Source organism: Pantoea sp. MQR6 (assembly GCF_022761075.1).
In the GTDB taxonomy this organism is placed as follows: domain Bacteria; phylum Pseudomonadota; class Gammaproteobacteria; order Enterobacterales; family Enterobacteriaceae; genus Pantoea; species Pantoea phytostimulans.
In genome coordinates, this window is the sequence record NZ_JAKYXB010000001.1 from 402,063 (window position 1) to 425,510 (window position 23,448).

General features: G+C 52.1%; 21 protein-coding genes. 8 read left to right on the top strand and 13 right to left on the bottom strand.

The window, feature by feature from the left end; all coding sequences use genetic code 11:
- Nucleotides 1-14: 14 nt before the first annotated feature.
- On the top strand, nt 15-1,103 hold the full coding sequence (locus tag MUG06_RS01780) for a tartrate dehydrogenase (RefSeq protein ID WP_243077538.1): 1,089 nt from the start codon (nt 15-17) through the stop codon (nt 1,101-1,103).
- Nucleotides 1,104-1,188: 85 nt separating this feature from the next.
- On the opposite strand, the gene rplY is transcribed toward MUG06_RS01780, so the two are convergent.
- Together rplY and MUG06_RS01790 are read right to left on the bottom strand one after the other, a co-directional pair.
- Nucleotides 1,189-1,473 (bottom strand): 50S ribosomal protein L25, encoded by a 285-nt coding sequence (rplY, locus tag MUG06_RS01785; protein ID WP_215846167.1) that lies wholly within the window; start codon nt 1,471-1,473, stop codon nt 1,189-1,191.
- A gap of 122 nt (nt 1,474-1,595) precedes the next feature.
- Nucleotides 1,596-3,350 (bottom strand): DEAD/DEAH box helicase family protein, encoded by a 1,755-nt coding sequence (locus MUG06_RS01790; RefSeq protein ID WP_215846168.1) that lies wholly within the window; start codon nt 3,348-3,350, stop codon nt 1,596-1,598.
- A 155-nt stretch (nt 3,351-3,505) separates the two neighbouring features.
- On the opposite strand from MUG06_RS01790, the gene rsuA reads away from it, so the two are divergent.
- The 3 genes from rsuA to MUG06_RS01805 all read left to right on the top strand — a co-directional run bounded on the left by rsuA (nt 3,506) and on the right by MUG06_RS01805 (nt 6,075).
- Entirely contained in the window at nt 3,506-4,225 is a 720-nt protein-coding gene (rsuA, locus tag MUG06_RS01795) for a 16S rRNA pseudouridine(516) synthase RsuA (RefSeq protein ID WP_215846169.1), read from the top strand.
- An 11-nt stretch (nt 4,226-4,236) separates the two neighbouring features.
- Nucleotides 4,237-5,430 (top strand): Bcr/CflA family multidrug efflux MFS transporter, encoded by a 1,194-nt coding sequence (locus MUG06_RS01800; protein ID WP_243077539.1) that lies wholly within the window; start codon nt 4,237-4,239, stop codon nt 5,428-5,430.
- A gap of 324 nt (nt 5,431-5,754) precedes the next feature.
- Nucleotides 5,755-6,075 (top strand): hypothetical protein, encoded by a 321-nt coding sequence (locus MUG06_RS01805; RefSeq protein WP_243077540.1) that lies wholly within the window; start codon nt 5,755-5,757, stop codon nt 6,073-6,075.
- A gap of 13 nt (nt 6,076-6,088) precedes the next feature.
- On the opposite strand, the gene yejF is transcribed toward MUG06_RS01805, so the two are convergent.
- The 9 genes from yejF to yeiP form a co-directional block, all read right to left on the bottom strand.
- Nucleotides 6,089-7,693 (bottom strand): microcin C ABC transporter ATP-binding protein YejF, encoded by a 1,605-nt coding sequence (gene yejF, locus MUG06_RS01810; protein WP_243077541.1) that lies wholly within the window; start codon nt 7,691-7,693, stop codon nt 6,089-6,091.
- Nucleotides 7,694-8,716 carry a microcin C ABC transporter permease gene (locus MUG06_RS01815; protein WP_243077542.1) on the bottom strand — a complete coding sequence of 341 codons (1,023 nt, stop codon included), beginning with the start codon at nt 8,714-8,716 and terminating at the stop codon, nt 7,694-7,696.
- Nucleotides 8,716-9,807 carry a microcin C ABC transporter permease YejB gene (locus MUG06_RS01820; RefSeq protein ID WP_215846173.1) on the bottom strand — a complete coding sequence of 364 codons (1,092 nt, stop codon included), beginning with the start codon at nt 9,805-9,807 and terminating at the stop codon, nt 8,716-8,718. The genes MUG06_RS01815 and MUG06_RS01820 overlap by 1 nt, the downstream gene beginning before the upstream one ends.
- 11 nt (nt 9,808-9,818) lie before the next feature.
- Nucleotides 9,819-11,624, bottom strand: a complete 1,806-nt coding sequence (locus MUG06_RS01825; protein WP_243078472.1) for an extracellular solute-binding protein — start codon at nt 11,622-11,624, stop codon at nt 9,819-9,821.
- Between the two features lie 65 nt (nt 11,625-11,689).
- The gene (locus tag MUG06_RS01830) at nt 11,690-13,252 is read right to left on the bottom strand and encodes a cyclic di-GMP phosphodiesterase (protein ID WP_243077543.1); all 1,563 of its coding nucleotides are present in this window, start codon (nt 13,250-13,252) and stop codon (nt 11,690-11,692) included.
- Between the two features lie 224 nt (nt 13,253-13,476).
- On the bottom strand, nt 13,477-14,052 hold the full coding sequence (gene mepS / locus MUG06_RS01835; protein ID WP_215846177.1) for a bifunctional murein DD-endopeptidase/murein LD-carboxypeptidase: 576 nt from the start codon (nt 14,050-14,052) through the stop codon (nt 13,477-13,479).
- Between the two features lie 515 nt (nt 14,053-14,567).
- Entirely contained in the window at nt 14,568-15,275 is a 708-nt protein-coding gene (locus MUG06_RS01840) for a phosphatase PAP2 family protein (RefSeq protein WP_243077544.1), read from the bottom strand.
- A 44-nt stretch (nt 15,276-15,319) separates the two neighbouring features.
- Entirely contained in the window at nt 15,320-16,297 is a 978-nt protein-coding gene (locus MUG06_RS01845; protein ID WP_243077545.1) for a GTP-binding protein, read from the bottom strand.
- 81 nt (nt 16,298-16,378) lie between these two features.
- A complete protein-coding gene (yeiP, locus tag MUG06_RS01850) occupies nt 16,379-16,951 on the bottom strand; it encodes an elongation factor P-like protein YeiP (RefSeq protein ID WP_215846182.1) in 573 nt (190 codons plus the stop codon).
- Between the two features lie 163 nt (nt 16,952-17,114).
- Here yeiP and MUG06_RS01855 point away from each other — a divergent pair, with 163 nt between their 5' ends.
- The 4 genes from MUG06_RS01855 (at nt 17,115) to fruA (ending at nt 21,422) form a co-directional block, all read left to right on the top strand.
- Nucleotides 17,115-17,369 carry a YkgJ family cysteine cluster protein gene (locus MUG06_RS01855; protein WP_243077546.1) on the top strand — a complete coding sequence of 85 codons (255 nt, stop codon included), beginning with the start codon at nt 17,115-17,117 and terminating at the stop codon, nt 17,367-17,369.
- A gap of 273 nt (nt 17,370-17,642) precedes the next feature.
- Nucleotides 17,643-18,773 (top strand): fused PTS fructose transporter subunit IIA/HPr protein, encoded by a 1,131-nt coding sequence (gene fruB / locus MUG06_RS01860; RefSeq protein WP_243077547.1) that lies wholly within the window; start codon nt 17,643-17,645, stop codon nt 18,771-18,773.
- Nucleotides 18,770-19,708 (top strand): 1-phosphofructokinase, encoded by a 939-nt coding sequence (gene fruK / locus MUG06_RS01865; protein WP_215846185.1) that lies wholly within the window; start codon nt 18,770-18,772, stop codon nt 19,706-19,708. Before fruB ends, fruK begins: the two co-directional genes overlap by 4 nt.
- Nucleotides 19,709-19,724: 16 nt before the next feature.
- Nucleotides 19,725-21,422 (top strand): PTS fructose transporter subunit IIBC, encoded by a 1,698-nt coding sequence (gene fruA / locus MUG06_RS01870; RefSeq protein ID WP_243077548.1) that lies wholly within the window; start codon nt 19,725-19,727, stop codon nt 21,420-21,422.
- Between the two features lie 58 nt (nt 21,423-21,480).
- Here the strand turns inward: fruA and nfo are convergent, their stop codons facing one another.
- Together nfo and MUG06_RS01880 are read right to left on the bottom strand one after the other, a co-directional pair.
- Nucleotides 21,481-22,326, bottom strand: coding sequence for a deoxyribonuclease IV (nfo, locus tag MUG06_RS01875; protein WP_215846186.1), 846 nt, complete (start codon nt 22,324-22,326; stop codon nt 21,481-21,483).
- A gap of 54 nt (nt 22,327-22,380) precedes the next feature.
- Nucleotides 22,381-23,436 (bottom strand): YeiH family protein, encoded by a 1,056-nt coding sequence (locus MUG06_RS01880; RefSeq protein ID WP_243078473.1) that lies wholly within the window; start codon nt 23,434-23,436, stop codon nt 22,381-22,383.
- Between the last annotated feature and the right edge of the window lie 12 nt (nt 23,437-23,448).

Genomic DNA, 23,448 nt, shown 5'->3' on the forward strand with positions numbered 1-23,448 from the left:
TTCTGGAGAATCCTATGCGTACTTATTCTATTGCTGCTATTCCTGCTGACGGTATCGGCCCTGAAGTGATCTCTGCGGGCATTGAGGTGCTGCGCGCGCTGGAGCGTCAAAACAGCGGTTTGAAATTTGCCGTTGAAACCTTTGACTGGGGTTCGGATTACTATAAACAGCACGGCGTGATGATGCCGGAACAGGGGCTGCAAACGCTGAAGAAATTTGACGCCATTTACTTTGGTGCGGTGGGCGCACCAGACGTTCCCGATCACATCACGTTATGGGGCCTGCGTTTGCCGATTTGCCAGGGCTTTGATCAATATGCCAACGTGCGCCCAACCAAAATTCTGCCGGGGATTACGCCACCGCTGCGTCATTGCGGACCTGGCGATCTCGACTGGGTGATTGTGCGTGAAAACTCGGAAGGGGAATATTCGGGTAACGGTGGTCGGACACATAAAGGCTTGCCGGAGGAAGTAGGAACAGAAGTCGCGATTTTTACCCGCGTTGGCGTCACCCGTATTATGCGGTATGCCTTTAAACTGGCTCAGTCGCGTCCGCGCAAATTGCTGACGGTCGTCACCAAATCGAATGCGCAGCGACACGGCATGGTGATGTGGGATGAAATTGCGGCTGAAGTGGCACTGGAATTTCCTGACGTGAAGTGGGACAAAATGCTGGTGGATGCGATGACGCATCGCATGACGCTACATCCGCAAAGCCTGGATACCATTGTCGCGACCAATCTGCACGCCGACATTCTCTCTGACCTGGCCGGTGCGCTGGCGGGCAGCCTTGGCGTCGCGCCAACGGCGAACATCGATCCTGAACGACGTTTCCCTTCTATGTTTGAACCGATTCACGGCTCAGCTTTTGATATCACCGGCAAAGGCGTGGCGAATCCGGTTGCCAGTTTCTGGACTGCGGTGCAGATGCTCCAGCATCTCGGTGAACATGACGCGGCAGCGTTGGTTATGGAAGCGATCGAAAATGTGTGTGCAAAAGGGATATTGACGCCAGATGTGGGCGGCACGGCGAAAACAGCGGATGTGACGCGGGCGGTAGTGGCATTTATTGAATCGAAGGTGCAAGTGGCAGAAATCGCGTAAGCGTTAACCGAACCCGGCAAGATTGCAGGCAAAATAAAAGGGCCGGTTTCTCAACCGGCCCCTCTACTTTCAACCCATTCGGCGATTAAGCGCGAACGAAGTCGATGTGGTGCAGTTTTGGCTTGAACGGGTGACGCTGAACAGCCTGCACTTTAACTTTAACTTCTTTACCATCAACAACCAGAGTGATGACTTCGTCGTAGAAGCCAGGCTTGGTCTGCTGGTTCATTACGGAATCGTGATCCAGGTCGATAGCAACAGCGGCTTCATTACCACCATAAATGATAGCTGGGAAGCGGTTCGCTGTACGCAGGCGGCGGCTCGCACCCTTACCCTGCTCTTTACGTTCTACTGCATTGATAGTGAACATTGATATTTCTCTTTATGATTCCTGCTACAGGCGACCCAGCAACAGGAGGGTTATTCAAAATCGCTGATGCACATGCAAAAGCGGGCGGCATTATAGCCCTTATGCCAAAGGCGGGCAAATGATTATCCCAGTTCATTTGCGCGGCGAAAGCGGCCTTGATAATCAAACACCTTCTCACGAATCTGCCAAAAACGACCTTTGGCGCGCGCCACCACGAAGTCGGGATGACGCAGCAGCGGTTGTAAAGCCAATACATCCGCAGCGGTTTGCCAACCCAACGGCACGCCGGGCGCACGTTGATGCGGGCGCATAAACAGCTGCTCAAACGCTTTACGTTGCGCAGGGCTTTGCAGCCGAAAACGTTCGCTAACGCTGGTGCCGTCTTCATCAAAATAGGTGGCTTTCAGCCATTCGCCTTTGTCATCGCGGCCTTGTTCCAGTGTCATGCCGCCGCAGCGCAATACCAAGGCATCCTTGAGCTTCAGCGCCGCTTTTAACATGTCGTCAGGGTCGACCAGAATTTTGTCGCACTGATGGCAGCGACGTGCGGCAATGTCATTTTCCGCTCCGCAGTCAGGACAACTTTTAAAGCGAAACCGATAATCGCACTGTTCACGTTCGCCCTCATCATCTTCCAGCACGCCCTGACAACGGCGACCAAAGTGTTCAATGATCATGCCATCAGCGGTGGTTTTACCCCAAAACGTATTGGCAAAACCGCAGGCCGGACAGAAAACTTGCACCGGCTGATTATCGCTTGCCCCTTTGGGCGCGCCCACTTCTGGCGTAAACAGATCGTGGGGATTGCCAGCGTAGTCCAGAATCAAACAGTCGGTTTTACCCGGCGACAGGCGCAAGCCGCGCCCAACGATCTGCTGATATAGACTCACCGATTCGGTCGGGCGCAGAATGGCAATCAAATCGACATGCGGTGCATCAAAACCGGTGGTCAATACTGCGACGTTCACCAGAAACTTCAGCTGCTGCGCTTTAAACGCCAGGATTAGCGCATCACGCTCTTTAGCCGGTGTTTCTGCCGACACTAAGGCGCTGTTATCGGGCAGCAAACGCAAAATCTCACGTGCGTGCTCAACGGTTGAGGCGAAAATCATCACGCCAAGGCGATCTTCAGCAAATTCGACGATCTGACGAATAATGTGCGGGGTCACACGCTGCTGCTGCTTCAATTCGCGATTCAGATCGGCTTCGCTGAATAACCCGTTGGCTTGTGCAGTCAGGCGGCTAAAGTCGTATTGCACCACCGGCATATCGAGTCGCTCTGGCGGCACTAAAAACTGATGCTTGATCATGTAACGCAGCGGTAATTCGTAGATGCAGTCACGAAACAGCGCTTTTTCATCGCCGCGTACCATGCCGTGATAGTGGAAATGATAAATCCAGCCTTTGCCAAGACGGAAGGGCGTGGCGGTCAAGCCGAGCAGGCGCAGTTGCGGATTGTGTTGGCGCAGATGCGTGAAAATTTGCTGATATTGGCTGCCGCTGTCATCACCAATGCGATGACACTCATCGACAATGACCAACGAGAAGGCGCTGTCGAACTGAGCAAGGTTACGTGCCACCGATTGCACGCTGCCAAACACCACCTTGCGCTGACTCTCTTTGCGTTGCAGGCCCGCCGCGAAGATGTCGGCTTCCAGGCCGTACGCCTGATATTTGGCATGGTTCTGCGCCACCAGCTCTTTAACGTGGGCCAGAACTAACACCCGGCCACGCGCCAGCCGCGCCAGTTCCGCAATCACCAGACTTTTTCCCGCGCCGGTAGGTAACACAATCACCGCGGGTTGATTATGACGACGGAAATACGCCACGGTGGCATTAACCGCATCCTGTTGATAAGGGCGTAAGGTAAAAGACATGCTCATCACTTTTATAAAAACAGCCGTAATTATGCCATGAAAGCGCAGCAAACGCTCTGTCAGGCAGCGTCGGTTCAGGCTATACTTCCCGCACAATTTCAACGGTTAAAAACACCGTTTCAGTTTCCCTCCGCAGTAACAGGCAAAACGAATTCATGCGACTCGATAAATTCATCTCTCAGCAACTGGAAGTCAGCCGTGCCATCGCTGCACGTGAAATCCGTAATCATAAAGTGACCGTCAACGGTGAAGTGGTGCGTGACACCGCTTTCAAACTGCTGCCCGATCACGCGGTAGAGTTCGACGGCAATGTGCTGCAGATGCAGACTGGCCCGCGCTATTTCATGCTGAATAAACCGCAAGGCTACGTCTGCGCCAACGACGATCCCGATCATCCAACCATTCTCTATTTCATTGAAGAACCGATGTCGTTCAAGCTGCACGCAGCTGGCCGCCTGGACATTGATACCACCGGTTTAGTGTTATTGACGGATGATGGACAATGGTCACACCGTATCACTTCACCGCGTCACCATTGTGATAAGACTTACCGCGTAACGCTGGAAGCACCGATCAGCGATGAGACGGAAGCGCAGTTCACGGCGGGCGTACAGCTGCATGGTGAAAAGAATCTGACGCAGCCTGCACAGTTAGAAATTATTACTCCCACTGAAGTGCTGCTAACCATCAGTGAAGGACGTTATCACCAGGTCAAACGCATGTTTGCCGCAGTCGGCAACCGTGTAGTGGGATTACATCGTGAGCGGATTGGCGAGATAGCGCTGGGCGAGGATTTAGCGCCGGGTGAATACCGTCCACTGACCGAAGAAGAGATTGCCAGCGTCGGCTTGCCCGATGAACTAAAACAAAAATAGCGGGAGTTTTTGTGCGCAAGGAAAAAAATTCACCGGTGGGATTAGTGGTTATCCTCGGTTTATTGGCGATGTTAATGCCGTTATCGATTGATATGTATCTGCCTGCAATGCCGCAGATCGCCCGTGAGTTTGCGGTGTCGGCGGGTAGCGTGCAAATGACGCTGAATCTGTACATTCTCGGCTTTGCCATTGGGCAGCTGGTGTACGGGCCGCTGGCCGACAGTTTTGGCCGCAAGCCGGTGATCACCTTGGGCACCTTGATTTTTTCCTGCGCTGCGGCAGCCTGTGCGCTGTCGCAATCTATCGATCAGCTGATTGCCATGCGCTTTCTCCATGGTTTATCTGCCGCCGCCGCCAGTGTGGTGATTAACGCCTTGATGCGTGACAGTTACTCAAAAGAGGACTTTTCGCGCATGATGTCGTTTGTCATGTTGATCACCACCATCGCACCGCTATTGGCCCCGATTGTTGGCGGTTGGTTGCTGCTGATTTGGAACTGGCACGCCATTTTCTGGGCACTTTCTTTCGCCGGTGTGATTACCGCCATACTGGTAGCCACCCAGATCCGTGAAACGTTAAAACCGGAACAGCGGCAGCGCTTTAACCTGCGCACCACGCTCGGCAATTTTGTCACGTTGTTTCGCCATAAACGCGCGTTCAGTTATATGTTGTCGAGCGGCTTCTCATTTGCCGGCTTGTTTACTTTTCTTAATGCCGGGCCTTTTGTTTATATCGAGCTTAACCACGTCTCGCCGCAAAACTTTGGTTACTATTTTGGCCTCAACGTGATTTTCCTGTTTGTGATGACGCTGATTAACAGCCGCGCCGTGCGCCGTTTCGGTCCAGTCGCGATGTTTCGTTTAGGGCTGTTGATTCAGTTCTGCATGGGTGTTTGGCTGCTGGTCGCCAGCGCGTTGAATCTGGGATTTTTACCGCTGGTTTTCGGCATAGCGATGTTTATTGGTTGCGTATCGATGGTTTCATCAAACGCCATGGCGGTGATTTTGGATGAGTTTCCGCACATGGCTGGCACGGCATCTTCGCTGGCGGGAACGCTGCGTTTTGGCGTGGGTGCGTTAGTGGGTGCATTGCTTTCACTGGTGAGCTTTACCAGCGCCTGGCCCATGGTCGGCACCATTGCATTGTGTTCGACGATTTCTATTCTGCTGTTTCTCTACGCTTCCCGCCCACGCGCTGCTGCCTGATCCAGGCACAGCCGTTTCGTTCTGCACCAAACCCTTTCGTCATCACACCCAGAATCGGGTGTGATGTTTCTTTTATGTGAAAAAATATAACCAAAAAAGTAATAGCATTGCGTCTAAAATGATTGTTAAGTGCTGCTGAACGCGGTACATATAGCCTAAATTGCGAGATCACTCGCAAAAAATAAAATTTCCGACATGCAGTGTTTTGAAACGAGAAGACAAGCCTTGACGTCCGTATTCTGTTTTGACCGGGAAAAGGGATTCACTGCGCTACTCGCTATTCGTCGTGAATTGAGAGTCGATCTCTGGGAGACATAACTAATTATGCGGCAACTTTCGATTGTGCATCGCCTGCCACAGCGTTTTCGCTGGGTTAGCGATCATCACAGTGCCATCGAAGCTGATGATGGGGTGACAGATGAACAGGATATTATTGCGCTACGTCTAATCAGCCACGATGGGCATCCTGCCTGGGAAATTTTGCATCAGCTAAAAGAGGTACTGGCCGCAATTCAGGTCGATGGCAAAGTCGCTGAGTGCGAAGGGCAGCCTTGTTTATTCATCCAACGCAGCGACGAAAGCGCCACCAACTGTTGCTTAAAAAATCAGGGTGTTGCGATTGCTGAGACCTTTCACGGGCACTAATTTACAGGTAAAGCTAACCGGCACTCAGCTGTGCAGAAGCCAGCAGCTCACGCGTGTAGGCTTCACCCGGCGCAGCAAACAGTTTTTCGCATTCTCCCTGTTCAATCACCTCGCCCTGGCGCAGCACAATCAGCTGATGGCAGAGCGTGCGCACCACATCTAAATCATGACTAATAAACAGATAACTCAACTGACGTTGCTGCTGCAAACGACGCAGCAGCGTCAGGATCTGCTTTTGTACGGAGCGATCGAGTGAGGATGTGGGTTCATCCAGCACCATCAAATCCGGTTCTAACACCAGCGCACGCGCAATGGCAATGCGTTGCCGCTGCCCACCGGAAAACTCAACCGGATAACGATGGCGGCTTTCGGCCTCCAAACCGACTTCTTCCATTACTGCGATAACCTGCGATTCCTGCTGTACAGCGCTGAGATCAGGACGATGCACGGCTAATCCTTCAGCGATAATTTGCTGCACCGTCATGCGGGGATTGAGTGAAGAGTTGGGATCCTGAAACACCACCTGAATGCGCCGACGCAGTGGCAACAGCTGCTTGCGCGGCATGTGATGCAGCGGGTGTCCATCGAACCAAATTTCGCCTTGTGCCTGAATCAGCCGCAACAGCGCCAGCCCGGTAGTGCTTTTCCCGGAACCCGATTCGCCAACCAACCCCAGACTTTCACCCCGTTTCAGGCTAAAGCTGAGGTTATTTAATGCCACCTTTTCGCCGACCTGACGCTTGAATAATCCGCGGCGCAGCGGGAAAGCCACGCGCAGATTTTCCACTTGCAAAATCACGGGCGCATCGCTGGCAAGGGGCAGGGCACGACCTTCCGGCTCGGCGGCCAACAGCTGTTGCGTGTAGGGATGTTGGGGCTGATTAAGCAGCGTTTGGCAGCAATTGTGTTCAACCACACTGCCGTGACGCATCACGCTGACGTTGTCTGCCAGTTGACGCACAATGTGCAGGTTATGGGTAATGAACAACATGCCCATGTTGAGTTCGCGCTGCAATTCACGCAGTAAATTAAGGATTTGCGCCTGCACTGTTACATCCAGCGCTGTGGTGGGCTCATCGGCAATCAACAGTTTTGGCTGGGTGAGTAAAGCCATGGCAATCATGACGCGCTGGCGCTCACCGCCGGAAAGCTGATGCGGAAAATCATTAAGCCGCGAAGCGGGCTGGCGGATGCCAACGCGATCGAGACAGGTGATAATTTCTGCTCGCGCTGCTTCCCGCCGCATGCCGCGATGCAGCGAAAGCACTTCATACAGCTGTTTTTCAACATGGTGCAAAGGATTAAGCGACACCATCGGTTCCTGAAAAATCATCGCTATTTGATTACCGCGAATGCCGCGCAGCACACGTTCCTCGGCATGCAGCAGATCGTTGCCTTCGAACAAAATCTCTCCGCTGGGATAGGCAACCGATGAGGTGTGCAGCAGGCGCATCACCGACAACGCGGTCACGCTTTTACCCGAACCCGATTCCCCCACCAGCGCCAGCGTTTCACCGGCGTGGATTTGCAGTGAAGCATCATTGACCACCGGACGAAGCGTTTCGCCCCGGCGGAATGCCACAGACAGATGATTAATAGCAAGCAGCGGCGAAGTCATTTAGATTCCTTTGCTGGGATCAAAGGCGTCGCGCACCGCTTCGCCGATAAAAATCAGTAGCGACAACAAGATCGCCAGCGAGAAAAAGCCCGACAAGCCAAGCCATGGCGCTTGCAGGTTATTTTTACCTTGCAGCAAAAGCTCACCCAGCGAGGGTGAACCGATTGGCAGCCCAAAACCCAGAAAGTCGAGTGAAGTCAGGGTGGTAATCGATCCGCAAAGAATAAACGGCAGGAAAGTCAGCGTAGCCACCATCGCATTGGGCAGAATATGGCGCAGCATAATGCGTCCATCGCTGACGCCCAGCGCTTGCGCCGCGCGGATATAATCGAAATTACGCGTTCGCAAGAATTCGGCCCGCACCACGCTGACCAGGCTCATCCAACCAAAAATCACCGTCACCAAAAGCAGCCACCAGAAGCCAGGCTGGATTACGCTGGAAAGCAAAATCAGCAGGAACAGCGACGGCATGCCAGACCAGACTTCAATCAGGCGCTGCCCAACCAGATCGATTTTGCCGCCAAAGTAGCCTTGTATTGCGCCAATCACAATGCCGATCACGCTGGAGAAGAGCGTCAGCATCAAGCCAAAAAGTAACGAAATTCGCGTGCCGTATAATAAGCGTGCCAGCACATCGCCACCGTTGGCGTCGGTGCCAAGCCAGTTTTGCCCGGATGGCGGAGAAGGAAACGGAACCTGGCTGGAATAATTAATGGTGCTGTCGCTAAAACGTATCGGCGCCCATATTGCCCAACCTTGCTGCGCAATGCGCTGCTGTAGCCAGGGATCCTGATAATCGGCGGCGGTGGCCAGCTCCCCACCATAATCGGTTTCACTGTAGTTGAAAAACAGCGGCGCATACCAGCGATGCTGGTAGTGAACGACCAAGGGTTTGTCATTGGCGATCAGCTCGGCGCAGAGTGAAAGCAAAAAAAGGAGGAGAAAAACCCACAGTGACCAATAGCCACGCCGGTTATCACGAAAGCGCTGCCAGCGCTGCTGATTGATAGGAGATAATGTCATCAGCGGCCCTCGAAATCGATACGCGGATCGACCAATGTGTAGGTCAAATCACTGAGAATATTCATCAGCAAGCCAATCAAAGTAAAGATGTATAACGTGCCAAACATCACCGGATAATCGCGTTGAATGGTGGCATCGTAACCCAGTAAACCCAGCCCGTTCAGCGAGAACATCACTTCAATCAATACCGAGCTGGTGAAGAACATACTGATAAAGGTGGCGGGGAAACTGGCGATCACCAGCAGCATCGCATTACGAAAAACGTGATGGTAAAGAATGCGCCGTTCCGGCACGCCTTTGGCGCGCGCCGTGACCACATATTGCTTGCGAATCTCATCAAGAAAGGCGTTTTTGGTCAGCATGGTTAAGGTCGCAAACCCACCGATAACCGTCGCCAATACCGGCAAGCTGATGTGCCATAGGTAATCCAGCACTTTGCTGTACCACGGTAAGCTATCAAACTGCGGTGAGGTTAATCCACGCAGCGGAAACCAGTCGAGATAACTGCCGCCAGCGAATAACACAATCAACATGATGCCAAACAGAAAAGCGGGAATGGAGTAGCCGATGATGATAAAGGTGCTGCTCCAGATATCAAAGGCGCTGCCGTTGCGCACCGCTTTTTTGATGCCCAACGGAATGGAAACCAGATAGATAATCAACGTGCTCCATAATCCCAGGCTAATGGAGACCGGTAAACTCTCTTTGATCAGATGCAGCACCGATGCGCTGCGAAACAGGCTGTCGCCAAAGTCGAAGCGGACATAGTTCCACAGCATCTCCACGTAGCGCTGCCATAAGGGCTTATCGAAGCCGTAACGCTGTTTGATCTCTGCAATCACTTCCGGGTCAAGCCCGCGTGCTCCGCGGTATTGATTGTCGCCAGGATTGACATGATTGAGGCTGGCGCGTGCGCCGCTGTTATCTGCGCCGCCGCCGGGTAATCCGGTAGTTTGTCCAAACTGAATGTTTGCCAGCGCCTGATCAACAGGACCGCCGGGCGCTATCTGCACAATAAAAAAATTGAGGGTGATAATTGCCCACAATGTTGGAATGATCAGTAAAAACCTGCGTAGGAAATATGCCGCCAACTGCGTTCTCCTTAGCGTTGATCAGCCGGTAAACGTGCGGCTTTGTTCACGTCATACCACCACGTATCGAGCCCGTTGCTGTAAGCGGGTTTGATGGCAGGATGAGAATATTTATCCCAGTAGGCTAGCCGCTGTTCAGCATTGAACCACATCGGAATCATATAGGCATTCCACAGTAAAATACGATCTAACGCTTGGCCCAGCGGTAACAACGCTTTGGCATCGCCCTGATGCGCCATAATCGTTTTCACGAAGTGATCAACAATGGGATCTTTTACGCGTGCGGTATTCCACGATGAGGCGATGTATTCCGATTGCCAGCTGGTTTGCAGGCTGGAGGAGGGCGTTGGCATGGCTAAATAGGCGGTAGAAATCATATCGTAGTCGCCTTCACGCCAGCGACGCAGATATTGCGAGCTGTCGATCTGACGCAGCGTCAAGCTGATCCCTAAGCGGGACAAGCTGTGCTGAAACGGCAACGCCCACTCATTGTTGGTGCCGCCGCGCAGCAGCAACTCAACCGTAAAGGGTTGGCCCGTTTTATCGTTTATCAGGCGCCGGTTTTTAATGCTCCAGCCCGCCTCTTTCAATAGCTTCAGCGCTTTCAACAAATTACCACGATCGTAACCACTGCCATCGGAATGGGGGGGGGCATATTTTTGTGTAAACAACTCAGGCGGCAATTGCGCTTTATAAGGCGCCAACAGCGCCAGTTGGTCGGCATCGGGGAGACCGCTGGCAGCATATTCCGTATTCTGGAAATAGCTGCTGGCACGCTGATAAGCGCCATAAAACAGTGCTTTGTTCATCCATTCAAAATCAAACGCTAAGCCCAGCGCCTGCCGCACCCGGCGATCGCTAAACAGCGGCTTTTCATTGTTGAACGCCAGCCAGCGCGTGTCGGTTGATGCAGTATTTGGCGTGGTCTCTTTGACGATATGGTGATTACTGAAGTTGCGCCCGCGATATTGCGTAGCCCACTTTTTAGCGGATGACTCTTCGCGCAGATCAAACGCACCGGCTTTAAATGCTTCGAAAGCCACGTTATCGTCGAGATAATAGTCGTAACGTATCTGATCAAAGTTAAAGCGTCCGCGATTCACCGGCAGATTGGCTGCCCAGTAATTTTTTACCCGGCTGTATTCAATAAATTGGCCCAATTTCCAGTTACTGACACGGTAAGGGCCGCTCGATAACGGCGGGCGACTCAGCGGTTCGTTAAACTTTTTATCTTGCCAAAATTTCTGTGAAATCACAGGCAACGTCATCAGGCCAAGCAATAAATCTCTGTCTGGTTTTGGCAGGTCAATGCGCACCGTCAAAGGATTGAGCGCCTTCACGTTAACGCCTCTGTAAACCACACGAAATTGCGGCACGCCTTCGCTCATGAACTTTCCAAAAGTGAAAGCCACATCATTGGCAGTGATGGGCGTACCATCCTGGAATTGCGCGCGTGGATTGAGGGTGATTTCCATCCAGCTAAAATCGCTGGGATAGCGAGCGGATTCAGCAATCAGCGGATAATAGCTGCCGGGTTCATCATCAGAGTTGGTGAACAAGCGATCATAAAGTGTGTCGGTATTGACGCCGGGATTGCCACGCGAGGCGAAGCGATTGAAGTTATCGTAAGTTCCTACCACCGCCATGGTGATTTTACCGCCTTTGGGCGCAGCGGAATTGACGTAATCGTAATGCGTGAAATTAACGGCATACTTTGGCTCACCGAGATCGGCGATGGCATAACTTTCCTGAATTGTTGCCGCGTATAGCGGGGCAATAAAAGTGCAAAGCAGCAAGGTTAAAAAGCGAAGCAGTATAAGCATGGCGCTCTCTTGTCGGTCATAGCAACAAAGCGTAGCAGTATCCTAATCCCAACGGCAGGTCAGGCGCTGTGAAGCTCAAAGTAGTCGATTAACGGTTCAGGCCGCAAGGGTCTGCTGAAGATGTAGCCTTGCAGATGGGTAACGCCGCGATTGATCAGCCAGGCGGCCTGATCGCCGGTTTCTACCCCTTCTGCGACCGTTTTCATCTTCAGCTGCTTTGCCAACTGCAACACGGTGTCCAAAACAGGCGATGTCACGGTTTCCGTCCCGATGCTTTGCACAAAACCGCGATCAATTTTCAAATAATCGAAGGCATATCTTTCCAGATAGATCAGCGCGCTGTGGCCGGTGCCGAAATCATCTATGGCGATTTTGATGCCCTGACGATGCAGCCAACTAAACAGTTCACCGGCGCTTTTATCACGCACAATGGTGCGCTCAGTAATTTCAAATACGTAGCTGAAATGATCGACAGGCATGGCTTTCATCCAGCACAGAACGTCATCGCGAAATGTCTCGGAAGCCAGATGCAGCGGAGAAATATTCAGTCCCATAATGGTGCCGGCAGGAACGTGGCGGCTCAGCAGATGTGCATCACGTGCAACGAGCTGGAACAGGTGACGTGTCAGCGGAATGATCAGATTTTGCGTTTCAGCATAATTAATAAACACATCAGGCGGAATGGCGCCCTCAGTAGGATGCGTCCAGCGGAGCAACGCTTCTGCGCCATAAGGCTGACCGTTATAAGAAGTGATCAGTGGCTGATATTCCACATGAAACTCACCCCGTTTAATCCCTTGCAGAATCTCTTTTCCCGGCTGTTTACACAGCGAAAACAGCAACCAGCAGACGCCGCCCACCAGCAGCGAAAGCAGCGTTCCACTCAGAAAGATGAACTGGTAATCGCTGCGTGACAAGGTTGAGCCATACAAAACAAATTGCAGCGGAAAGCCGGATAACTGAAGCTGCATCAGCGAAGGCGGCAAATCATCATTTTTAGTGACTGCCTGCTGCCAACTGGTGATGGCACTGTTTTGTGCTTCCAGCGCCATGCCTGAAATCTCAGGATGATACGAAGCCAGCAGCTGATACGGTTCCAAACTTAAATTGAGCGTGGCAAACACGCCTGACTGCGTGCTGCCGGGATTTTTCAGCCAGATCGCCACAGCCGGTTTGGACGGTTGCAATGGTGTGCCGCTTAATAACTGCAAATCGGTGTCGCGCGCGGGATCGGTCTGTGCAGAGATAATATTCAGCGGCAGAAAAAAGCTGCCGGTGGCAGATGAGCAAAAGGCATTGCCGTCTTTGACCAGCAAGATAGCACGAAGATTACCGGCAAAAGCTGCGCGCGACGTTAACTCACGATTAATCGCGTGGCAGTTAGCATGACTAAAAGGCAGAAGGGGATTGAGGGTGTTATCGATCAAGGTCGTCAACGAATGTTGCAGTGCATCTCGGCTATTCACTAATAACTGGTGGTGCTGCTTTTCGCGATGATGCCAGGTCAAATTTAATAATATTGAGGTAAATAAAACAAAGAAGACAACGCCGATAATCGCGCTACTCCAGGCGATACGACGAGGAAAAGTGGCATGGCGCATCAGCGCCGCTGACAGTGGCATGAGGTGCTTCCTCTGATTCTGTTTTTATTATTTAACTGCACACAGCTGCTCTGATGTAAGCGAATGAGAATATAACGAGATGACGGACAAAGTCTTGTTATTCTTCTGATAAACAATCACTTTTTTTTACATTTACAGGGAGGATTTAGCATTTAAAGACGAAAAAAAACGCTGCAAAGCAGCGTTAGATTTTCTCTGGCTGAGAAGGTGTTCGAAGCGAGGCGTTAAGTAGGGTTACGACTTAATACTCGACGGCCTTCGCGGTAGCGCTTCTTCCAGTAATTATCGTTCAGATTTGAGATCATCACACCACTGCTGGTGGAAGCATGAACGAAATTGTCGTTACCGAGATAGATACCCACATGACGACCCGTAGAACCTGCGCGGAACAGGACAAGATCGCCTGGACGCAACTTGGTGCGAGAAATCTCTCTGCCGGTATCTTGCTGCTCTGAAGTTGAGCGCGGTAAATCTAAGCCAAACTGTTCGCGGAAGGTGCGCTGAACAAAGGCGGAGCAATCAATACCCCGTTTGGTATCACCACCAAGACGGTAACGCACACCTTTCCAGACGGCATATTGATCCATGATGCGCGTCTTAACATCGACGTTGCGCACCATTTCTTCAAATTCATCCTGAGACGCTTGAAGTAAAAAACCATTCTGGTTGTTAACTTCATGATTCTCGTTATTCGCGTTATGTCCATCATACGTACTACTACAAGCTGAGAGCAGAGTTGCCAGCGCCATTGCGGGCACGATCCGCCAAATATATCTCAGAATTGGTTGAGACTTGACCATTATTCGGGTTTTCCTTCGATGTCCTTACGACAAGATTGTCGCTAGCCAGATGACAAAACGGAATGAGATTAATAAGCGAATCAGCCTAAGACAATTCCTTAATTACTAAATTGTGTTAATGACCACAATTTCTCGGTAAAAAAGGCCGAATTTTCTGCTGCTGTTGCCTCACTGCGACTGAGGTTAACCGATTACAGAGGCCGTGGCGAGAGCTTTTAATCAAATTCTTATAGGTTTTTTTGATATGAATCAATCTGTAACAGAGTGCCTACTTTATCAGCAATTATCAGGAAATAATGGAGGGAACAGCGCGTTAAACTGGCGCTAATTCGCGGTCTAGCTGGGTTTTTAAGAGTTTTTACGCTGGACAGGGTAATTGACAGAAGATTTACCCACTAAAAAGGACATAACTTTTTTGTTTTACCCTTTTTTGGTTAGCTTGCTAATAATATATTTAAGTTTTTAATAAGCGCGGGCGGTACAAATAATTGCCGTTTATCGCCCGCGCTAATCAATTACGCCTGTGGCTTATATTTGCCCGGTAGTTTTCGATAAAACCAATTCACTACTGCATCACTGGCCGGCGTTAATAACCACCAGCTCAGCCCGACTAACACCACCGAAAGTGAGCCCACCGCCACATCGGTAAACCAATGTGCACCGGCCATCACGCGTGGCAATGAAAATATAATCACGATAGCCGCGGCGATGAGAAAGGCGCGCAAGCCAAAATAACGCCACATGAAGCAGGCAAAGATAATGAGCATCATGCCGTGATCGCCAGGGAAACTATTTTTCGATGCATCTTTAGCTGGAATGCCCGTCAACTCACTGACGCGATGTACATTGTCAAAAAACAGCGTTGGGCTGGCATGTTGCACCGGTATTAAATGACCAAGCTGATTCAGGATAACCGCTGTGAGTAGCATGGTGATGCCAATTGCCAATAGCTTGCGGCGACCTTGCGGTGTCTCGCGACGCCAGAACGACAGATAGAGCAATCCCATCGCCAGTAGCGACACAAGATCAAAGCCACGAAAATTGGTGATTGCTACCAGTAAGGCAAACCCAGGATGCGCAACCATCTGATCGTTAAAAGTAAAAAATATCGTTTTATCCACGCCGAACCAAAAACCATGTTCAGGCGGTAAATACCACGATAAAAACAACACAACACCCAATGCGTTAAGCAAAAGGATCGTAACAAGACGAGTAGCGTGCATAGTCCAACTCATGATTTAAAAAATAACCGCAGAACCTAACCTGGTTAGCGTAAACGACACTTCAACAATGCGGATTGTAGTTCATTCCAGTTAGATGACTGTGAATGGATCATTTCCACCCGGCTATCAACAGGCGCAGAAGCGTGCGTTTCGATATGCAGATCTTCGCCTTGCCGGTTAATGCTCACCGTACCATCGGCAATTCGCAGCACACCTTTAACCCGATCAACCGGCGCTAAACGTGCCCATTCCAGCAGCGGAATGGTATCGAAAATCGTTTCGCTATCAAAAATCCAGCCGCAGGCAGCGTAGCCTTGGCCTTCATTAAGGGCGCGACGCCAGCGTGACTGGCCCTCCAGGCGCAGCGCAGCAATACCGCTGGCGGGAGCCGGGGCGTGATGGTGATGTTCTGGTTGAGGAATAGGGCGAGGTGAACCGCGAGGCGTGTCTAATAATGATAGGGATATTTGACCGAATTGCGTCGTCACAAACGGGCGACCTTGAAGAAATTGTTCCTGCCAGCGTTGCAAGGCCAGGCGATCGCTCTCATGCCAACGGTCGCTTTTGTTTCCCACAATAATATCGGCAGCCACCAGCTGATCGCGAAAATTCTCGTTTGCAACCACTCGCGCATCCCCAAGTTGACGTGCATCGAGCAGGGTAATTGTGGCGTTAAGTTGCAGCCAGGGTTGATAAACCTCTGCGCTCAGCATGGATAACAGCTGGCGAGGATGGCCTAAACCGGTGGGTTCTATCAGTAAGCGATCCGGCTTGTTCTGCTTTAATAACATGTTGAGGCCAACCTGCATTGGCAAGCCGTTTACGCAACACATGCAGCCGCCAGGAATCTCCTTCAGCGTCGCACCACGATTAGCTAACAGCGCGCCATCAATGCCAATCTCACCGAATTCATTAACCAGCACCGCCCAATTTTCATTTTCAGGTTTATTGGCCAGCAAATGCAGCAAAGTGGTGGTTTTGCCGCTGCCTAAAAAGCCGGTAAGAAGGTTAACGCGTGTCATGCTAAAAGCTCCGATAACAAAATCGCCAGGCTAAAGATGTTATCTTATAACATTTTCACCTGGCGAGAATCGTGGCGTGATTTAGTCAGCACGCCCCATGTAACGGCGTTCAGCGATATGAATGCGGATACGATCGCCATTGCTGAGGTATTCCGGCACCTGAATCGCCAGACCGGTGCTCATTCCTGCCGGTTTGGTGCGTGCACTGGCAGAGGCCCCTTTAATGCCCGGCGATGTATCAACAATTTCCATGTCAACGGTTTGCGGCAACTCTAATGCCAGCAACTGACCCTCCATTGTCAGCACATGAATGCCAGGAATGCCGCCTTCTGGAATAAACAGCAGCTCCTCTTCGATTTGCTCTTTTTTAAAGGTATAAGGCGTGTAATCTTCGTCATCCATAAAGACATACTCATCGCCGTCTATATAAGAGAAGGTCACGCTACGGCGGCTAAGTGAAATCGCTTCAATCAGATCGTCACCTTTAAAGCGCTCTTCCACTTTCATTCCGGTACGAACATCGGTGAAACGCATTTTATACAGCGTGGCCGCACCGCGCGCGCTTGGGCTTTGAACATCAATATCTTTAACCAGCAGCAGCTTTCCATTATGGGTCACCGCCATCCCTTTTTTGATTTCATTGGCTTTTGGCATTGCAGTTCTCGCTTTCTCTGAGATTGAATTGCGCGACACGTTACTCGCGCCGGTGAAAACAGGCAATATGCCGCGCAGGTATTTTTATGGACGCTGAGAGAAGGATGGCAAAAAGCGAACTGGGCTGCTATTGTCGCGGCGAAATTCTCTGCTGGAGTGCATCATGCAATGCCGTAGTCAGTGCGGTGCCTGTTGTACGGCGCCCTCCATCTCTTCACCTATTCCTGGCATGCCCAATGGCAAACCCGCGAACACGCCCTGTGTTCAGCTTGATGACGATTTGCGCTGCAAGCTTTTTGGTTCGCCTTTACGTCCAGCAGTGTGCGCGGGTTTACAGCCCGATCGCGAAATGTGCGGCAATTCGCGCCACGATGCGATGCTTTATCTGATACAACTGGAAACCGACACCGCGCCATAATTTGCTGAAGTTTGCTGATTCTTCAAAGATTAAACGCGTTGCGTTTACAGCAGGGCGTCAGCTACACCCTCAATAAAATCCTCATTAGACTGTGAAATGTGCGTGGCTTCAAAAATATGCTACGCCGTTTGCGCATTTTCTTGCCTGCTTGAATGCGCTGTACCAGAATACTTGAAACGTTTCAGCGTTGTCTGCGAAACCATCTTCGTAGTGGGCAGCGTCTATTTTTGCCATCAAGCTGAAACGATTCAATTTCAGCAAGCGAGGAGAATTATGTTCCAGCTCGAATTGCAGGCTATCCACACCGGGGCCAGCGCGCAAAACAAAGAAGACGCTATTCGTCAGGTTGCTGCGGCGCTGACCGCTGCCGGAAACGTCGCAGAAGGCTACGTTAACGGCATGCTGGCGCGTGAACAGCAAACCTCTACTTTTCTCGGTAATGGCATCGCCATACCACACGGCACCACCGACACGCGTGACTTAGTGTTAAAAACGGGCGTGCAGGTATTTCAGTTTCCGCAGGGTATTGCCTGGGGCGAAGATCAAACCGCCTATGTCGCTATTGGTATCGCCGCGAAGTCTGACGAACACCTGGCGCTGCTGCGTCAACTCACCCATGTATTAAGCGATGACAGCATTGCCGATCAGCTAAAAACCGCCTCGGCTGAAGAGCTGCGTGCGCTGTTAATGGGGGAGAAACAAGCTGCTGAATTCAGTTTTGATACCTCATTAATCAGCGTCGATGTGGCAGCAAAAGATTTAATCACGTTGCAGGCGCTTAACGCCGGACGTTTACAGGCTGCGGGTGTGGTGGATGCGAGCTACGTTGCCAACGTAATTTCTGCTGCGCCGTTAAGCCTTGGTCAAGGCATCTGGCTGAGTGACAGCGCCAGCGGTAATGTGCGCAGCGGTGTAGCAGTAAGCCGTGCGGCAACGCCGTTTGACCATCAGGGCGAGCAGGTTGCCATGCTGGTGAGTGTGGCAGCCACTGACGATCGTCCGCTGGAGGTGCTGGGCTATCTCAGCACGCTGCTGCTCAACAACAAAGCCGATCGTTTAATCAAAGCAGATGCCGCTGGCGTTTACGCGTTACTGACCAGTGAAGTCGATGAGCAGGCAGAAGTCTTAACCGCCGAATTTACTATCCGTAACGAACATGGTCTGCATGCGCGTCCGGGCACCGCGCTGGTTAGCGTGATCAAACAATTTAATAGCGACATTACCGTGACTAACCTTGATGGCAGCGGTAAGCCAGCTAATGGCCGTAGCCTGATGAAGGTTGTGGCACTTGGCGTGAAAAAAGGCCACCGCCTGCGCTTTACTGCCAGCGGCGAAGATGCACAACAAGCGCTAACCGCCATTGAAGAAGCGATCACCAGCGGTTTAGGCGAGGGGGCAGCATGAGCAGACGCGTAGCAACCATTACGCTAAATCCCGCTTACGATTTAGTCGGCTATACACCAGAGATCGAACGCGGTGAAGTCAACCTGGTAAAAACCACCGGTTTGCACGCGGCGGGTAAAGGCATCAACGTTGCGAAAGTACTGAAAGATCTCGGCATTGATGTGACTGTCGGTGGCTTTCTGGGTAAAGAAAATCAGGATGGTTTCCAGCAGTTATTCAGCGAGTTGGGCATCGCTAACCGCTTTCAGGTAGTGCCAGGCCGAACGCGCATTAACGTGAAGCTCACTGAGCAAACCGGTGATGTAACTGACCTGAACTTTTCAGGATTTAACGTGACTTCACAGGACTGGGATCGCTTCACCAGCGACTCGCTAACCTGGCTCGGTCAGTTTGATATGGTCTGCGTTAGCGGCAGCCTGCCAGAAGGCGTTGATCCCGCAGCGTTTACCCAATGGATGAGTGACTTACGTACCCTTTGTCCGTGCATCATTTTCGACAGCAGCCGTGAAGCGCTGGTAGCAGGCTTGAAAGCGGCGCCATGGTTGGTCAAACCAAACCGTCGCGAGCTGGAAATTTGGGCGGGTCGCAAACTGCCTACGCTGCAGGATGTGATTGGTGCTGCACACGAACTGCGCGAGCAGGGCATTGCGCATGTCGTCATTTCTCTGGGGGCTGAAGGTGCACTGTGGGTCAATGCTTCAGGTGAATGGCTGGCTAAACCGCCAGTGTGTGACGTTGTCAGCACGGTAGGCGCAGGCGATTCCATGGTCGGCGGCTTGATTTATGGTTTGCTGATGCGTGAATCCAGTGAACACACACTGCGTCTTGCGACGGCGGTGGCGGCAATGGCCGTCAGCCAGAGTAACGTGGGCATAACCGATCGTACTCAGTTGGCCGCAATGATGGCGCGCGTCGACTTAAAACCCGTTAACTAACAGCAGGAGAGCGATAATGAAAACGCTGCTGATAAAAGATCCTTCACTGGGTCTGGCTTCCGCTTACATGGCAAAACAGCGCCTTACCGCCGCGGCGGCGCAGGCGGGTCTGACAATCACTGAAAACCCGGCAGAGGCCGAACTGGCGATCGTCATCGGTCATGAAATTCCGAATGACGCGGCGCTGAACGGCAAATCTGTCTGGCTGGGCGATGTGCAGCAAGCTGTACGTGAGCCAGAACAATTCCTTAGCCGGGCAAAAGCCGAAGCCAAAAGTTGGCAGGCGACAGCGGAAGTGGCGGCACCTGCTACCACTGCGCAGGCTGGCGGTCAAAAACGTATCGTAGCGGTAACCGCTTGTCCGACGGGCGTCGCGCATACCTTTATGGCAGCCGAAGCAATCCAGTCTGAAGCCACTAAACGCGGCTGGTGGGTAAAAGTTGAAACCCGCGGTTCAGTGGGTGCGGGCAACGCCATCACGCCAGAAGAAGTGGCCGCAGCCGATCTGGTGATCGTCGCCGCTGATATTGAAGTCGATCTGGCGAAATTTGCCGGTAAGCCGATGTACCGCACATCAACCGGTTTAGCGTTGAAGAAAACGGCACAAGAGCTGGATAAAGCAGAAGTCGAAGCGAAACCGTATAAACCTTCTGGTGCGCAGGGCAGTAACAGTCAGGAAGACAAAAAAGAGGGTGGCGCAGGCGCGTATCGTCACCTGTTAACCGGCGTTTCCTACATGCTGCCGATGGTGGTAGCGGGCGGTTTGAGCATTGCGCTCTCTTTCGCCTTTGGTATCACCGCGTTTAAAGAGCAGGGCACGCTGGCGGCGGCCTTGATGCAGATTGGCGGCGGTAGCGCCTTCGCCTTAATGGTGCCGGTGTTGGCAGGTTTCATCGCCTTCTCTATCGCTGACCGTCCGGGTCTGACGCCAGGCTTGATTGGCGGCATGCTGGCGACCAGCATCAACGCCGGTTTCCTTGGCGGAATCATCGCGGGCTTTATTGCCGGTTATGCTGCCAAACTGATCAGCAGCAAAGTTAAGCTGCCACAAAGTATGGAAGCGTTGAAACCAATATTGATCATCCCGCTGTTTGCGAGCTTGATTACCGGCCTGCTGATGATCTATGTGGTCGGTAAACCGGTTGCTGGCATCATGAGCGGCTTGACAACCTGGTTAGCAAATATGGGCACTGCGAATGCGGTCCTGTTGGGCGCGATCCTTGGCGGCATGATGTGTACCGATATGGGCGGCCCGGTGAACAAAGTGGCGTATGCCTTTGGTGTGGGTTTGTTGAGTTCACAAACCTATGCGCCAATGGCCGCCATTATGGCAGCCGGTATGGTTCCACCGCTGGCGATGGGTTTAGCCACGCTGGTTGCACGACGCAAGTTCAACAAAGGTCAGCAGGAAGGCGGCAAAGCGGCGCTGGTTCTTGGATTGTGCTTTATCTCTGAAGGTGCGATCCCGTTTGCGGCGCGTGATCCCATGCGCGTCCTGCCATGCTGCATTGTCGGCGGCGCGGTGACCGGTGCTATCTCCATGGCAATTGGCGCCAAACTGATGGCACCGCACGGTGGCCTGTTCGTGCTGTTGATTCCTGGCGCGATTACCCCGGTGTTGGGTTATCTGCTGGCGATTGTGATTGGTACGGCAATCGCGGGCCTGAGTTATGCAGTTTTGAAACGTTCAGAAGAAGAGTTGGTGAAAGCCTGATTTTCTGGGGAAATGCATCAGCAAAAATGAAAGGGAGCCGGTTGGCTCCCTTTTTTATTCAAGCTTGCTGCTGCGCCTTCAGCCAGGCAATTTCATCTTTCCAGATATCAGGATTGATGGTTTCCAGAATCAGTGGAATGCCATCGAAACGCGAATCTTTCATTAACCAGCTAAACACGGTTTTACCGATGTTGCCTTCGCCAAGACTGTTGTGACGGTCTACTCGGCTGCCGAAAGCACTTTTCGCATCGTTCAGGTGCATGCCGCGCAGATACTTAAAGCCAACGATGCGCTCAAATTCAGCGAAGGTGGCAACGCAGTCCTCTTCAGTGCGCAAATCGTAGCCACCCGCAAAGGCGTGACAGGTATCAATACAAACGCCAACACGCGATTTGTCTTCAACATGCTCGATGATGGTGGCCAAATGCTCAAAGCGGAAGCCCAGATTGCTACCTTGCCCTGCGGTATTTTCAATCACCGCTGTCACGTTTTGGCTTTTATCCAGCGCAATATTGACCGATTCCGCGATGCGCTTCAGGCAGGCTTCCTCTTCAATCTGCTGCAAATGGCTGCCCGGATGGAAATTAAGTAAGGTCAGTCCTAACTGATCTGCTCGCTGCATCTCATCCAAAAACGCGTCGCGTGACTTTTCCAACGCATCCATCACTGGATGCCCCAGGTTAATCAGGAAGCTGTCGTGAGGCAGGATTTGCTGCGGGCCGTAATTGTATTTTTCACAGGCGGCGCGAAAAGCATCGATCACCTCAGTGGAAAGGGGAGCCGCTTTCCACTGACGCTGATTCTTGGTAAACAGAGCGAAGGCGGTGGCTTCAAGCTCATGAGCGCGAATCACTGCCTGGTCCACACCGCCAGACGCGCTGACGTGTGCGCCGATATATTTCATGCCGTTCTCCTGAAGTGGCTATGCACAGATGAACCGGCATGATACCCGATGCGCTTAGCCCATGAAATGTTGCGCCAGCAGATTGATACCACCGCCGCCCACGATCAGCCAGCTAAACACCATCGCCCCTAACAGCAGCGGTTTGATACCGGCATTGCGCAGTGCGCTGAAGCGCGTGGTTAATCCCAGCGCGGCCATCGCCATGGCCAGCAATAAATTTGCCAGTTGATTAAGCGCGGTGACAGCGTAGGCGGGCAATATATGCAATGAGTTGAACACCGCGACCAGCACAAACAACAGAGCAAACCACGGGAACGTCACGGGTCCCTGCGTCTGCGTACCGCGCTGCTGGCGACGTAATGCGCCGCCAAGGCATAACAGAAACGGTGCCAGCATCATCACGCGCAACATTTTCGCAATCACTGCGCTGTTTTCTGCATCCGGGCCAAGCGCGTGACCCGCCGCGACAACCTGCGCCACTTCATGAATGGTCGATCCGGTAAAAATACCAAACTGCGTCAGGCTGAGAGTTGGAAAAAGGGCGTGCGCCAGCGGCCACAGCAGAGGATAGATAAAAATAGCCAGCGTACCGAACAGCACCACAGTAGCGACGGCTACCGCGACTTTAGACGGTGCTGCTTTTATCACCGGTTCTGTGGCTAATACCGCAGCGGCACCACAAATACTGCTGCCTGCGCCAATCAACCACACCGTGTCGCGGTCCAGTTTCAACAAACGTCTACCGAGCAGGCAGGTTATAAAAAAGGTGCTGCTTAAGGTCAGCGCATCAATCACAATGCCGCTCACACCTACATCGGTGATTTGCTGCAGGGTAATACGGAAGCCAAACAGGATAATGCCAAGGCGCAAGAGTTTTTGCTTGGCCAGCGCCACGCCAGCATCGCAATGCGTTGCCAGCGGAGAATAAATGCTGTTGCCCACGACAATGCCCAGCATGATCGCCAACGTTAACGCGCCGAGGCCAATGCCGCTAAGCCAGGGTTGATTTGCCAGCCAGGCTGCCGCTGCGGCAATCGACGCGGTCAGCAGTAAACCGGGAAGCCAATGCTGAAAAGGTAGCTGCGTTTTGTTGAAAGTGAGTTCGGTCATCATCGTTGCTCC